The organism is Methanolacinia petrolearia DSM 11571 (genome assembly GCF_000147875.1).
GTDB classification, from domain to species: Archaea; Halobacteriota; Methanomicrobia; order Methanomicrobiales; family Methanomicrobiaceae; genus Methanolacinia; species Methanolacinia petrolearia.
The window spans coordinates 2392529-2406923 of the sequence record NC_014507.1; the positions used below are offsets into that span (position 1 = coordinate 2392529).

The 14395-nt window shown below is 47.8% G+C and carries 17 protein-coding genes; 9 read left to right on the top strand and 8 right to left on the bottom strand.

Annotated features, from left to right (window positions below):
* Window positions 1–69: 69 nt before the first annotated feature.
* Window positions 70–486 (bottom strand): PaaI family thioesterase, encoded by a 417-nt coding sequence (locus MPET_RS12050; protein ID WP_048131138.1) that lies wholly within the window; start codon window positions 484–486, stop codon window positions 70–72.
* Between the two features lie 125 nt (window positions 487–611).
* Here MPET_RS12050 and MPET_RS12055 point away from each other — a divergent pair, with 125 nt between their 5' ends.
* From MPET_RS12055 to MPET_RS12075, 5 genes are read left to right on the top strand one after another with little or no spacing between them, the layout of a single operon-like run.
* Window positions 612–839, top strand: coding sequence for a hypothetical protein (locus MPET_RS12055; RefSeq protein ID WP_013330314.1), 228 nt, complete (start codon window positions 612–614; stop codon window positions 837–839).
* A gap of 30 nt (window positions 840–869) precedes the next feature.
* Window positions 870–1385: a DJ-1/PfpI family protein gene (locus MPET_RS12060; RefSeq protein ID WP_013330315.1), complete on the top strand. Its 516-nt coding sequence runs from the start codon at window positions 870–872 to the stop codon at window positions 1383–1385.
* Between the two features lie 20 nt (window positions 1386–1405).
* Window positions 1406–2122, top strand: coding sequence for a dolichyl-phosphate beta-glucosyltransferase (locus MPET_RS12065; protein WP_013330316.1), 717 nt, complete (start codon window positions 1406–1408; stop codon window positions 2120–2122).
* A gap of 10 nt (window positions 2123–2132) precedes the next feature.
* Window positions 2133–3116 (top strand): 3'-5' exoribonuclease YhaM family protein, encoded by a 984-nt coding sequence (locus MPET_RS12070; RefSeq protein ID WP_013330317.1) that lies wholly within the window; start codon window positions 2133–2135, stop codon window positions 3114–3116.
* Between the two features lie 55 nt (window positions 3117–3171).
* A complete protein-coding gene (locus MPET_RS12075) occupies window positions 3172–4152 on the top strand; it encodes a hypothetical protein (RefSeq protein WP_013330318.1) in 981 nt (326 codons plus the stop codon).
* A gap of 65 nt (window positions 4153–4217) precedes the next feature.
* Here MPET_RS12075 and hisD read toward each other — a convergent pair whose 3' ends face one another.
* Complete coding sequence (gene hisD, locus MPET_RS12080; RefSeq protein ID WP_013330319.1) at window positions 4218–5465, bottom strand: histidinol dehydrogenase; 1248 nt, start codon at window positions 5463–5465, stop codon at window positions 4218–4220.
* A gap of 84 nt (window positions 5466–5549) precedes the next feature.
* Complete coding sequence (locus MPET_RS12085) at window positions 5550–6923, bottom strand: P-loop domain-containing protein (protein WP_013330320.1); 1374 nt, start codon at window positions 6921–6923, stop codon at window positions 5550–5552.
* 52 nt (window positions 6924–6975) lie between these two features.
* Between MPET_RS12085 and MPET_RS15400 the strand changes: the two genes are divergently transcribed.
* From MPET_RS15400 to MPET_RS12100, 4 genes are read left to right on the top strand one after another with little or no spacing between them, the layout of a single operon-like run.
* On the top strand, window positions 6976–7152 hold the full coding sequence (locus tag MPET_RS15400) for a hypothetical protein (RefSeq protein ID WP_013330321.1): 177 nt from the start codon (window positions 6976–6978) through the stop codon (window positions 7150–7152).
* A 12-nt stretch (window positions 7153–7164) separates the two neighbouring features.
* Window positions 7165–7362 carry a hypothetical protein gene (locus MPET_RS12090; RefSeq protein ID WP_013330322.1) on the top strand — a complete coding sequence of 66 codons (198 nt, stop codon included), beginning with the start codon at window positions 7165–7167 and terminating at the stop codon, window positions 7360–7362.
* 42 nt (window positions 7363–7404) lie between these two features.
* Window positions 7405–8178, top strand: coding sequence for an MBL fold metallo-hydrolase (locus MPET_RS12095; RefSeq protein ID WP_013330323.1), 774 nt, complete (start codon window positions 7405–7407; stop codon window positions 8176–8178).
* 17 nt (window positions 8179–8195) lie between these two features.
* Window positions 8196–9842, top strand: coding sequence for an ATP-dependent DNA ligase (locus MPET_RS12100; protein ID WP_013330324.1), 1647 nt, complete (start codon window positions 8196–8198; stop codon window positions 9840–9842).
* On the opposite strand, the gene MPET_RS12105 is transcribed toward MPET_RS12100, so the two are convergent.
* The 5 genes from MPET_RS12105 to MPET_RS12125 all read right to left on the bottom strand — a co-directional run bounded on the left by MPET_RS12105 (window position 9825) and on the right by MPET_RS12125 (window position 14263).
* A complete protein-coding gene (locus MPET_RS12105; RefSeq protein WP_013330325.1) occupies window positions 9825–10997 on the bottom strand; it encodes an Nre family DNA repair protein in 1173 nt (390 codons plus the stop codon). The genes MPET_RS12100 and MPET_RS12105 overlap by 18 nt on opposite strands.
* 26 nt (window positions 10998–11023) lie before the next feature.
* Window positions 11024–11698 carry a hypothetical protein gene (locus MPET_RS12110; protein WP_013330326.1) on the bottom strand — a complete coding sequence of 225 codons (675 nt, stop codon included), beginning with the start codon at window positions 11696–11698 and terminating at the stop codon, window positions 11024–11026.
* Between the two features lie 10 nt (window positions 11699–11708).
* The gene (locus MPET_RS12115) at window positions 11709–12887 is read right to left on the bottom strand and encodes a glycosyltransferase family protein (protein ID WP_013330327.1); all 1179 of its coding nucleotides are present in this window, start codon (window positions 12885–12887) and stop codon (window positions 11709–11711) included.
* A 134-nt stretch (window positions 12888–13021) separates the two neighbouring features.
* Entirely contained in the window at window positions 13022–13642 is a 621-nt protein-coding gene (locus MPET_RS12120) for a PAS domain S-box protein (RefSeq protein ID WP_048130849.1), read from the bottom strand.
* A gap of 189 nt (window positions 13643–13831) precedes the next feature.
* Window positions 13832–14263: a PAS domain-containing protein gene (locus tag MPET_RS12125; RefSeq protein WP_048130850.1), complete on the bottom strand. Its 432-nt coding sequence runs from the start codon at window positions 14261–14263 to the stop codon at window positions 13832–13834.
* Window positions 14264–14395 lie beyond the last annotated feature (132 nt).

Consider the following 14395-nt stretch of genomic DNA (forward strand, 5'->3'; position numbering starts at 1 on the left):
TAGTTGATAAAATTATTTCTTCCCCGCAAAAGGAAGGATTCAATTCAGTTCAACGGACAGAAAAAAGTATTATTTCGGGGTTATGCGGGAGAAAGAGGCAGTTGTTCTTGCAAGAACTTCATCCTCTTTTCCGTCTGCAAATGCAAATCCTTCTGCAAATATTATTTTTCTTCCTGCACGAACCACATGTGCCCTGGCATTGATACGCCCTTCACGGACTCCTTTTATAAACTGTGTAGTCTCGGATACGGTTGCGATGCCCTCGCCTTCCCCGAGTGCCGTCATCATTGCAAGGGCCATAGCCTCGTCGATGAGAGAGACATATACTCCGCCCTGCATCCACCCCACGCCATTTAGCATATCAGGGCGGACTTCCATCGTAAGTTCCGCTCTTCCGTCGCCGTAAGTCACGGGATCGATGCCCATAAGACAGAAATAAGGATTCGCCTTCCTTCCGATACTCTCAAGATCTTCGATATATGTCATGCTAAATAGATATTCGACCTTTGAATCCAAAATTATAACGCAAAACAGCACAGGAGACGGAATCCATAAATGATTGGCAACATGGAATGGAAAGTTGTTTGTTTTATAGAACCGATATTCATTGCATGGAACCTGAACTTGAAGAGATGTTAAAGGATCTCCTGTGGCTCAATTCAGTAATAGCCACCGAACTGATCCAGATTACCGAAAACACATCGCAGATCCTCAGAAAGGAAGATATTCCGGAATCATGCAGGGTCGAGCATGCCGAACTCCGGAAAAGAGCACTTGAGATCGCGGAGAAGTGCCACCCCTGCCAGGCTTTAAAAGATCATCTCGAAAAACATCAGTAGGATTATACAATTTTAAATCCATCTTTTTTTATGAAGGTTCTTTTTGTAATAGCCCCCCTGAGATATCGTGAGGAAGAGTTTGAAGTAACCGCAAGAATGCTCTCGGATGCCGAAATAGAATATGATGTGGCATCGACAAAAACCGGAGTATGTATAGGAATGATGGGTGGCGAACAGGAGGCCGGACTGGAGATCTCAAAAGCAGTCGAGAAAGACTATGATGCACTTATATTAATCGGAGGCCTTGGCGCCAGGGATTTCCTCTGGGCCGACGATGACCTCTGCAGACTTACTAAAGAATTTGGGGATGCAGGCAAGGTCATCGCCGCGATATGTCATGCACCTGTAATTGTTGCAAGAGCGGGTGTATTAAAGGGCAGGCAGGCCACGGTCTTCGAGTCCCGGGCATCCCTGAAACTCCTTGAAGACGGAGGTGCGAATTACGTGAACATACCTGTAGTATCCGACATGAATATAATCACGGCAAACCACCCTGTTGCAGCGAAACAGTTCGCAGAAGCCATCCTTGAAAAACTCGGCTGCTGAGAGGATTGCTACAATATTATATGACTCAAATCCCTGATTCGGACTGTTCGATCATAGTCCCGGCCTACAACGAAGAGAAACGAATCGCACGTTTTCTCGAAAACATGGACGGATTTACAGGCAGTTTTATCTTCGTATGCGACGGGGCCGACAACACTGCCGAAGTAATTGAAAGGTTCGCTTCCGAAAACAGGCAGTACAATATCAGGTGCTTCAGCTACAGCCACAGACTTGGAAAAGGCGGAGGAATTCTGGAGGGATTCAGGCACGCGGAGACCCCTTACTGTGGATTTCTGGATGCAGACGGGTCGGCCTCGATTAAAGAGATGAGAAAACTCTTCTCGGCTCTTGAGGACTCGGACTGTGCAATCGGATCAAGGTGGATGCAGGAATCCGATATAGTAGTTGAACAGGGACTGGGCAGAAAGATCCAGAGCCGTATGTTCAACCTTGCCGTCAAGATCCTGTTCGGACTTTCATTTAAGGATACGCAATGCGGGGCGAAAGCATTCAGGCGGGAAGCGATTCTCTCCGTCATGCCCCAAATTGAATCAAGAGGATTTGAATTCGATGTCGAAGTTCTCTGGCGGCTCCGGAACTCGGGCTTCAGGATAAAGGAGGTTCCTATTGCATGGGAAGACCGTGAATCATCACATGTTGGCGGCTTTGACGGTGCGGGGATGCTTGCAAACCTTATAAGGCTTAAGAGAGGAAAAGTTCCACGTAAGCCCGAGTGAGAGAATTTTCATGAAAGATCTGTTCATCTCCGATATTGAAACAAACTCGCCCATCGATTCGATATTTATTATAGAGTCCCCTATGCTAAAAAACGGGGGAAGGATCGGGAAATATATAATCTGCACTCTTTCGGACAGGACAGGAAAGATCTCCTGCAGGATCTGGGGAAGAAGCCAGGGCGGTGCAGAAGAAGTCGAGAGAGTCTTTAATATAATGAATTCTAACGAAGGCCTGCCCTTCCGTATTGAAGGGGAATCGGAGACCTACAACAACGAACTTCTCGTAAAGGTCACGGACGGGTTAGTGAATCTCAACCTTCCAGCCGATGCTGATTCGCTCTCTCCCGGGGACTTTGAATACACGCCATATGATACGAATAGGAGCCGGGCCGGAATCACCTCCTGCATACTGAAAATAGAAGATCCATCAATCCGCGGTTTTGTGGGATCTATTATAGGTGACGCCGACGGTTTCTTCGATAAACCTGCCGCAAGGAAGAAGCATCATGCCTTCAGGGGAGGGCTTGCACTTCATACGCTGGAAGTGACCGAGATCGCGATTACGACATCCGAGCAGATGGGAAGCGTGAAGTTCGATACAGACATCCTGATCGCAGGTGCAATACTTCACGATATTGGGAAATGCAAATCTTTCGACCCGAAAGGCTTCGGGTTTTCAGCCAACCCGTCCTATTCCCTGCTCGGTCATATCACCCCCGCAATAGTGATGACAGAGAGATACAGGGATCTTATCGACGAATCAGTATACGAACAGATCCTTCACATCATCCAGTCGCATCACGGCCCTTACGGGGAGATCAAACCCCAGACAATAGAAGCATGGACAGTTCATTTCGCCGACAACATGAGCGCTACAATCCACGAGGTAAGCGATGACATATCGAAGATCGGCCCGGGAGATACCGGATGGGGAGAAAACGTAGGCGGACCTGTTTTCAGACCGGGCATTAATAAAAAACCCGAATATTTGTGATATTCCTAGAAGGAATTATGAAAGCTTTTTCTACTATATTATTGAAGAGATAATAATGGCATCCGTTTCCGACTTTATTGAACTGGCTCCAAACGAAAACGTCGTAAAGGAGTACCGTTCATTCAGGATGAAAAAACCACAAAATGCAACAGTCAATATTGCCGCAACGAACATGCGGCTGATATTATACGGCCAGAGCAGCAGGGGAAGAAAGACAGGCAGGCCGACATTAACACAGGAGATAAGAATCGAAGATATCAGGGGCGTTGAAATATATGAAAAGGAGAGCCCACGCATTATACTGATAATTGTCGGCCTCTTTTTCCTCGCATCTGCGGGTCTTCTGGCAGCAGACCGACTTCCGTCGATCTACAGGATACTCGAAGGAATACTTGGAAACGGCTCCTACGGTGTTTTGATAACTGCGGCTGTAGGGGTCGCCATCTTCGCATCCGCTTTCTACTTCAGGAACAGGGAATTCGAGATTCTTGTCAAAGCGAACAACAACAATCTGAATACAGGGATGTTCTCGGAAAAGACCGTCTTCAAACAGGGAATAGATTCACCGAAGATACTGCGCGAACTGGGATCGATAATCATACAGATACAAAAGGACAGGGAGAAGAATCACGACAACTCTTCCAGGCACAAACAAAATTTCCATTCATACCGCGATGAAACGGAGACTGAATTCGGGGATGAAGGCATCTATGAAGAGGAGATTGAATCGATATTCGAGGTAGATGAGATTCCCCGAAAAACCCCGGGTACGTCTTATGGAACAGCATATTCAGAACAACAGCCTGCACCCGCTTATGAAGAGAATTCCCGGGAAAACTCCGGCGATTTCAACGATATTCAGGAACAGGAAACAGAGCAGGAAAATGCAAAAGAACAGGACAAACAATCGGGAAGTGAGATTATCGAAGAGTATTATGACAGGGGAAGAGAGAAGGTAAACGTTGACGACATCCTCAATACCATGGAGAAGATCGAAAACCCGACAAGCAAGAAAAAAGACGACTATATGTTCTGATTTCTGCTTTGAATATTATTTTTGAGATATTTCCAAAATTTTTGAAAAGATATAAAATTTAAGACTTATTTTCTTCTGATTTTAACAGATTCCGAATGTGCGAAGAGGCCTTCTGCCTCGGCAAGGGCCTCGACTATATCGCCTATCTCCTCAAGACCTTCCTGTTCGATGATCTGGACGGTGGATGTCTTGCAGAAATGAGAAACATTCAACCCGGAATATACTGAGGCGTAGCCTGCAGTAGGGAGAACGTGGTTTGTACCCGATGCATAGTCACCACATGCAACAGGAGTATACGGTCCGACAAATATCGAGCCTGCATTACGTACTGCCGAGAGAACCGGGAGAGGGTCTGAGACCTGTATCGACAGGTGCTCGGGGGCTATACGATCCGAGATCGAGACAGCATCCTTCAGGTCTGCGGCGGGGATATACCCTGAATTAGTAAGGGCTTTTTCTATAATCTCTGCTCTCGGCGCACTCTTTGCCATCATTTTCACATCTGCCGATACCTTGTCCGCGAGAGATTCACTCGTTGTAACAAGAACACATGCAGCATTTGGGTCGTGCTCCGCCTGGGCGAGAATGTCTGCCGCGATGAATGACGGATTCGCACTCTCGTCGGCGATAATGCAGATCTCGGACGGCCCTGCAGGAAAGTCGATCTCCGCATTGCCCCGGAGGAGAATCTTGGCTGCAGTGACGTAGACATTTCCCGGCCCGACAATCTTCTGGACCGGTTCTATCGACTCTGTCCCGAGTGCCATCGCAGCAACAGCCTGTGCACCGCCGGCACGGACGATCTCGGTCGCACCTGCGATATCGAGTGCGGCAATTGTCATGGAATTTGCAGGGGGCGGGGTGCAGGCGCATATAGATTCAACTCCTGCAACCCTTGCAGGAACTACGGTCATAATGGCGGTCGACGGATAAGAAGCACGCCCACCCGGAATGTAGCATCCCGCTCTGTTCAAAGGAGTCGTTTTAATTCCGAGCGTAATCCCGGGGTGAAGCTGTCTCAGCCATAGATCCTCTTTCTTCTGGTATTCATGGAACTCTGTGATCCTCGACTCCGCTTCGATAAGGTATTCGACTATCTTCGGGTCGACATCCTCGTATGCATCCTCCCTCTCGTCCTCAGTGACAAGAAGAGAGTCCAGTTCGCAGCGATCGAATTTTTTTGCATATTCGAAAAGAGCGGCATCACCATTGGCTTTTACATTCTCAATAATATCGTTGACTGCCGGATACACATCCTCAAGAGACGCCCTCCTCCCGGGCACCCAGCTGTCCGCATCGAGTCTTTTCAACATATTCCCATCTTTGTTTTGTCCTGTATAATGAACTATTTTTGCACATTATGCAAGGGACTTCCTCGCCGGGTCCTTTAGAGATCCTTAGAGATCCCTTATAACAGATTCAAGATGCCTCTTCAGCCCGGACCGGAATTCGTCCCTCAAGATCCCCACGGCCGCATGATCCTGAAACTTCATTATCCGGTCCGCCTCCGCAACGAGGATGTCCATCGTCGCAGCGGCGAATATCACGGATGAGCCCTTCAGTTTTTCTCTCCGGCTCCTGCATATTACGGAAAGAGGAGTGACATCTTCGCTCTGCATGCAGTTTGGAACCAGAAGGTTCGTGGCCGACCTGTCCTCGTCCACCACAATCAGAGATGCATTCTTCCTTACCGCCTCCTGGAACATGGCGGCCATCACCATTGAACCGCTTCCTCCACCGTAGACGTTCTTCGGCGTCCCGGACATCCCGGGAGGAAGCGCAGAAAAGAACATGCTGATATCGGCACCCGGGATCTCGAATTCACCCGATTCTGCGGTCATCACATTCCCGAGCGTTACGACATTTTCCCTGCCGTCGCCTGGCATGTGATCGTCGGAGCCCGAACGGATTACCTGGAGGAATGTCGATTTCCCCTGTGCATTCGATCCCGTTACGGCGAAGATCTCCTTTTTCCTGATCCCGAGCCCTGTAATACTTCCCCCGCTTGCAGGAAGCACCATCTCGACAGGTTCAAGCTCTACCGGGCATCTGAACGGAATATTTGAGATCTCGTTCGGGCCCGCGACACGGAAGTGCCCCCTGTGGCGGGTATAGGTTCTTACACCTCTCGTCCCGTCGCCGACAAATGCAACCAGCCCTTTAGAATCAAGCACCTCCCTAATCATCTTCTGGTCGGCAGAACAGAGCGCATATTTTTCAGTCTTCTTTTCATCGAGTCCGAAGACGATCTCTGCTACGGATTCCATGAGACCTGAGAGCTTATCCCTGATAATCCTGATATTCGGTTCCGACGGCAGACCGGGATAGGGAAGAGCCCCGGACAGGATGACATGTACCCCTTTGTCATCCAGATAGTTTTCAGAATCCGCTTTCCAGAGCTGCTGCCCTGCCCCGAACGATGAGCGGCAGAAGGTGACCGGTTCGATATTCGCCGAATAGTTCTGCGGGAATCCGGTATCAAAACCACCGAGAGGACGGAGGCCTTCGATCGATCGCGAATGCCCCTTTACCTCTTCGATGAACGCCCCGACCGCCCCGTCATAACCCCTTTTATCAGGGAGCAGATCCTGACCAGGCAGGCCACAACGGATTACAGCCGGAAAAGAGAAGATGAGAGCCGAACGATCGTACGACCTGACAAGATAGGTATTAACGCCGGGATTCATTTTTCCGGCTTCGAATGCAATATCCCCCCCGGATTCTTCCTCCAGAATTGCGGGCAGTACGTCCGACCATGAACCTGATCTCACAGATAAGACTATATACTTTATAATAATTGAATGCGCATCATCAGATGATACAATGGCTGATGTGTTGTTTGGATTCGGGATAGTAATAATACTCTTTGCCGCAGGAATCGTTCTGGGCTTCTTTATAATGAAGTCCTACTACAGCAAAAGATTCTATATGGCTGCCCAGAAATGCATGGACGATGATTCATTCGAACCGCTTATCGATGAAATGAGCGAGATTTCCTAAGGAGGTATAAAAATGGACGAGATGACAGGTATCCTTCTCCTCGGTGTGGTGACATTGTGCTTCGGGTTTTTGTCGGGCTTCCAGATATCGCATATATACTACAACAAGAGACTCGTAAAACTTGTGAAGAGATGTATTCATTCCGGAACCATAGCACCAATTCTTGTTGAAATCGAAAAATGCAAAACCGATAAGACAGAATGCAAATAATTCCACTATTTTTTTTACTTTCACATCTATACTTAGTCAGGAATGAGGGTTACAGTTCTGGCGAGCGGCAGCAAAGGCAACTGCACATATATCGAAGGCGATTCGGGAGCAATCCTAATCGATGCCGGACTGAGTACAAAAGAGATCCTTAAACGGCTTGATGAGGCAGGAGGAAAAAAAGAGCTGATCCAGGGAATCCTCCTCACTCACGAGCATTCCGATCATATGAAGGGTGTCGACGTTATCGCAAGAAAACTCGATATCCCCGTATATGCAACCCACGGAACATTATGGCAGTTCGAGGAGAAGCGGAAATCCGATAAGCCGGTCGAACTCAAACCCTGCAGGAAGGACGAGCCGTTCACCGTCGACGGACTTAAAATAACTGCATTTTCAACACATCACGACGCATGCGATCCGTGCGGGTTTTTAATAGACGAAAGCGGGAGCAGAATTGCATACTGCACTGATACGGGAATGATCAGCGAGAAGATACTCGGGAATCTTAAAAAATCGGAATATGTCATTCTGGAAAGCAATCACTGCCCGGTCATGCTCCAGAACGGTCCGTACCCGATATACCTGAAGGAGAGAATAAGGGATATAAACCGCGGGCACCTGTCGAACATTGCGGCAGGTGAATGCCTGAAATCGCTTAAGCACGACATCAGCGGGACCATCCTGGCGCACCTCAGCGAAGAGAACAACACCCCTCAAAAGGCGCTGGATAATGCATCGGAAGCACTCTGCGGCGACTGCAATGTCTCCGTCGGTGTAGCTCTCCAGCACGAGATCTCGACGACTATCAGGTTGTAAATTTAGGGAATATACATATGCAGTTTAGCGAATTTTCAGAGATCTGCGGGCAATTGGAGAAGATCTCCGGAAGGCTTGATACGATAGACATGATCGCATCCCATCTTCCCGGACTGGACGACGAGGAACTCCCGATATTTATCAGGTTCCTGATGGGCAGGATCTTTCCAGACTGGAGTCAGGACAAGATCGGGATCGGGCCGAATCTTGTATTCGAGTCGGTTGCATATGTCGCAGGGAACGACAGGAGCAAAGTTGTCAGGGAGATAAACAAACAGGGCGATGTGGGGACCGCAGTTGAAAATATCCTCTCCAAAAAAGAGCAGACATCATTTTTTTCAGAAAATCCCGATCTCAGGGATGTATATTCGGATTTCGCCTATCTTTCCTCGATAGAAGGGAACCGGTCCCAAAAAGAGAAGCTGAAGGTCATCAGGAAATTATTCGCAAATGCCGGTGGGGCCGAAGGGAAATACCTCTCAAGGCTGATCCTCGGTGAACTCAGGATCGGAATAGGTGAAGGCAACATCCGCGACGCGATCGCAAAGGCGTTCGATGTCCCGACGGAGTCGGTCGAGCATGCGTACCAGGCGGCAAACGATCTCGGCGAGATCGCGGTAATTGCAAAAAAAGGGGTTGATGAATTAAGGGCAGTCAGGATATCGCTCTTCAGGCCGGTAAAGATGATGCTTGCAAAGCAGGGAACGATCGCTGAGATGGTTGAGGAACAGGGTGCAATTGCGGCGGAGTACAAATACGACGGAACCAGATTCCAGTTCCACAAATCCGGTGACAAGTGCAGGATCTACTCGAGAAAACTTGAAGAGGTCACCACTGCAATCCCCGATATCGTCGACATTCTCGTTAAAACGACCGGACACGATGTTATACTTGACGGTGAGGTCATCGCGGTCGACGGGAACGGAAATCCGATGCCTTTCCAGCATGTCCTGAAGAGATTCAGGAGAAAACACGACATTGCATCGCATATTGAAAATATCAGGCTTGTCCCGAACATATTCGATATCCTCTATCTCGACGGGGAGACTCTCATTGACAAACCGTTTGAGGAGAGAAGAAAAATCCTCGTTGAGAACGTCTCATTACATGTAGCACCCCAGATAGTTTCCGACGATATTATAACCATCGAAGCGTTCTACAGGGAAGCTCTCGACGCGGGCCACGAGGGAATAATGATCAAATCGCTCAAATCGGCATATACACCGGGACAGAGGGTTCGCCAGTGGATAAAGATCAAGCCCTCCGTCGATACTATAGACCTTGCAGTAGTTGGTGCTGAATGGGGCGAAGGGAAACGCGCCCATCTATTCGGGTCATTCATCCTCGCATGCCAGGATGAATCCGGAAGACTCCTTAGGATATCGAAGGTTGCGACGGGTTTTTCGGACGAGGCTCTCGCAGGAGTATATGATCTCCTGAAGGACACGGAGATCTCCGAGTCCGGCAAGGTAGTTAGTTTCGAGCCTGAAGTTGTGTTTGAGGTAGGATATGCCGAGATCCAGAAGAGCACCAATTACGAGGCCGGCTATGCACTCAGGTTCCCGAGATTCATCCGCTTCAGGGACGACAAGGGTATTGACGAGATCGAAACGATCTCATCGATTGAAGATCGTTTCAGGGCACAGTCAGAAAAAATCAGATAACCTTTTCTGCGACTTTATATCGTTTAAGAGCCTGCTGTAGCTCCTCCAATGCCTTGAGCCGAGGATCATGTTGATCTCCGTCTCGACGGCTGCCGTATCATCGAAACTTATGGGAACAGAGTTCATCGCCTTTCGTGATGCCTCACGGATCACCCATGTGCCAAGCGGGGCCCAGTAGTCCTTTGAGACCTGTCTTACCACAAACACCGAGGCGCACCGCCCGATACTCCTTAGATATTCGAGAACCGCGAGCCTTGCCGAGTAATATGCACCTGTTATAGGAGAGTAATTCGACTTCCTCTTCTCTCCCTCGGAATCAACGACGATGGTATCCCCTTCGCTGCCGCCCCACATGCTTCCCTGGCCCCAGATCTCGATCATCTCGAACCTGAATTCGCCCGGCAAAAGAACGCAGATGATACGGTTAGCATGAAGCGATGCGGTAAGCATCGTAATACCCGACACTTGGGGGTTTCTCATTACTTCCCTTTTAAGGGCGTATGATATCGTGTCGTCGACAGCCGTTATACCCCATCTTGTCGGAACTATATGCCGCTTAACCCCAAGCTGTCCCGACGTCAGGAGCTGGGTGATATAATGGTGATCGATCCCCGATTTGTACAGTTCTATCACCCCTTCGGTTGCCTTAAGGTCGGTATCGGATGTGATCCTGTCCACGACAACAGGCACTGAAGCGTTGTCAAGCACCTTCAGTTTCTCGATAGATCCCGAAAGGCCTACAGGTGCAAGGATTCCGTCGAACTTCAGGTCGAAGGATACCGGTTTTTCAAATGCAACCTCAACATCAAGAGGTTTCTTAGAAAGTGCAATCTCCTGGATAGGTAGATCCGGCAATGTCTGTTTTACTTTATAACGCGAATTTCCTCTTATGGTCCCTGCACGGATTCCGACAATGTCGTCGATAGAATAATTTCTGCGGACCCAGTCTTCAGGATCGTCCGATTCGCCGATCATCAGGGGTCCGCCCGAGACCGAAGGATAATTTCTGCTCCCGATAAAAACAGACGGGGATTCCCCCATGTATTCCTTCGATACTCTGGTCCTCAGCCCGGCATAAAATCTCTTAGTAATAGGACACTCTTTCAGGCCGCAGAACCCGCGGCCCTTGCATTCAGCACAAAGACCAGCTTTCATAACATCAGGGGATTCTGTTAAAAATATTAAAATAGGACTGAATAGTCCCCTTTTTCCTTGCTGAGGGAAACATCAGCCTTCTCCCATTTATCAGGAGATTTTGTCAGCGAAAGGGAGACATGCTCGTCAAAATAATTTGTCTTTTCCGAGAATACCTTCCAGATATTCCTGCCCTCTTCACTGATATCTATTGTAACCACAGCTCCGGGAGATGCATCATATGAGGCATAAATATAAGTCTTATAGGTATCAGTGCTCTCCCCGCTCTGAAGATCCATTACCGGCCGGATCACGTATGAATTTAATATTGGGTCGATTGTATCAATAAGCACCTTGTTATCGACATTTATTCCGAATTTCATCCCGTCCGTTTCCGGGAGGGTTGCCTTTAGAAACAGGGATTCTCCTTCACCGAATATATCAGTCACCATATTAGTCGGGATTCCGTAACCGCTGCCATTCAGGATCCCGTACCCCACCACAGAGTACCCCTGATCTGAAGGAAGCGGAAGGAACAGTGTGACGTTATATAATGTCTCAGATGATGTTAACGACACTTCATAGCCGTATGATGATTCGGGAGTAATCCCCAGCATTTCGACTCCGTCAGGATATATATTTCCGGCTATCAGAAGGAATACGGCAAGAATAACTACCATACCTGAAAGCAGTATCAAAATGGTCTTAAAACTCTCATCCATTTTAGTCTCCTCATTTGGATCTTATAATATTCTCATAATTCTTCAGCCACTTTATAGATTCTCTTCTCAAGTGAATCCTTTCCTTGGGATACCCGGGGTTTGCCATAAGTTCTTCGATCACTTTATAGGATTTCACCTTTCCGTCCTGTGAATTGAAGAGATGAGTCATGTCCGGAACTTTCATCGTAAGCGCCTCGTCGATCGCATCGCTGAGTCTTTTCTCCGTGACCTTGTCTCCCTCGAGGAGTATTCCGGCACCTATCTCCTCGATCTTTCTTGCATTGTTCCATTGCTCGGGATGATGGGGATCGACTATCATGACGCTCGGCTTGTTGAACAATAGGGATTCGTGCAGGCTCGTAAGCCCCCCGTGTAGGATCACCACTCTCGCTTGCGCCATATACCGGTGTATATCCTCTACGTAGCTGTATACCCTGAAATTATTCGAACTCTCAGGAAGTCCCGGGGTCGTGGAGAAGGCTTCAAAAGTATGAAAAGGCCTTTCATCGGCAATCTTCTTCAGCATGTGATAGAGAGGAACCTTAAAAGGCTCTCCGCCGAAGGAAGCGAAGATCGTCTCTTTTTTGAGATCATACCCAAACATGCTGCTGTCAATTATCGGGCCGACAAAATCGAATACCGGCTTGTAGCCGTTGTTCAGTTCGAGATTATAGCCGCAGACCGTATGCGGGGGCTCGAAATCAGGAACGATCACCCTGTCGGGAACTGTCAGGTATTTACCTACAATTTTGCTCAGGGCTTTCCAGTACCTTGAACCCGAGTCATCGGCTGTGGAGAAGGAATTCTGGTTTGTAATAAACACCGACGGGATCGATTCGAGCTTTGCAGCCGTGACAGCCCCGTACATCGTGTCGGACACCATTAGATCTATTGAATGCTCTGTAATTATATGCCTGATACTTTGCAGTGATTTTCCAAGGTTTATCATCACACCCTTGGAGGACCATAATGTCCTGGATATGCTGAAATACCCGTTGTCACCCTCTAGTTTAACCTCGCCTGGAGTCTCATAAACCTGAAAACCACCCTGTCTGTTTATGAAATCATAGGCCTTGCCATATGATGCAAAGATGCATGTATGGCCGAAGTTTTCAAGATAGCGGGCTAGTTTTGTACTTCTTGAAGCATGACCCAGTCCCTCACCGCACACCACAAAAAGGATTTTCATCTGGCACCTCAGGTATTGTATTCTTCTATATATTTGTCTATTGACAAGAATAATCTTTCATTAAAACTTAATCAAATGCTCCTTCCATCTTATTAAAAACCTTAAAAATAGTATTACTCCTGGACAATTAAGGATCAGACTATGCCATAGTGCTTTTTAAGGAAATCCCTCACTTTTTCAGATTCGATCCAGCCGCGATCAAGCATGGTGATATAGTCGTCGATCTCTTTTGCCTCTTTCTTTATCTTCTCTTCAATCTCTCCGCCGTTGAGGTCTGCAAGACCGACGAACACTGTAAGGGGATTTCTTATTGCATCGCCAAGAGTTGCAAGTTGATTGATATTCTCTTCAATCTGCGCAAATGCCTTCTTCTCTATTTCATGCGCTTTTTTTCTCTCGGTTATATCACGCATTACGGATAATGCAACCTGCTGACCACCGAGTTCAAAGGCCTTCGTTTTTATCTCGACCGCTATTCTCCTCTTGTCTTTTGTTTTCAGGAGCAGTTCATAGAAGAATCCTGGCACTGTGGCAATTATATTAAGAATTTCTCCAGATTTTTCCCGGTCGGATTCATCAACCAGCATTAACAGGTCCATATCGATGAGCTCGGATTTTTGATAGCCGAGATCTATTACTGTACGTTCGTTGATCTCGATTATTTTCCCGGGGTGATTCTCATCAAAATAGGTGAGAATAATCATATCGTTTGCATTATTAAACACTTCGCGAAATTTCTCCTCGCTTTCCTTCAATGCCAGTTCAGCCTTCTTTTTTTCCGTGATATCGATATAGGTTTCAATTGCGCCGTAGATCCTACCCCCGTCATCTTTTAAGACGGACGCGATCAGCTTAAGCCATTTGCCTCCGGGACCAAGATCAGGATAGTAATTATCTATTTCATATGCACCAGGTATCTCTTCCGACTGCCGGGGTTCGTCCGATTACCATTTCCGGAGATCATCAGTTGAATTATCAAGGAGTAAATCAGCCAGGGTGGGTCTTTTTTCAGAGTAGAATATCTCCCACTGTGATTTCGTTCCCAGAACATCCCCGGCCTTAATACCGCTCTGCCTTTCAAGCGCCTTGTTCCAGTAGATCAGCCTGTGCTCACTGTTAAGAATAAACATCGGTACGGGAGAACCATCAAGAAGTATATCGATCTGAAGTTTTGAATCGCTAAGCCTCTCCCCCGTGATTCTGCATTCGGTGATATCCCTGCCGGTCACCATCGCAGCACCTGTATCAATTGACTTATCATAGACCGGGGTTGCTGTGATCTCATACCACCTCTCTCCACCGGATACCGGGATTGAAATATCAGTACGGATTCCTTTCCCGGATTTTATTGCATCCAGTGCAATTGTTCTGATCAAATCCGAAGTTTTTTTCCGGATATAGTTCCTGCGGATTGTCTTCCCCGGCCCTGCCCCTGATTATCCCTAATTTTTCACATCCGGGATCCGCATACTGAATCCTCCCTTCTTTATCGCAGATCATAAAAAAAG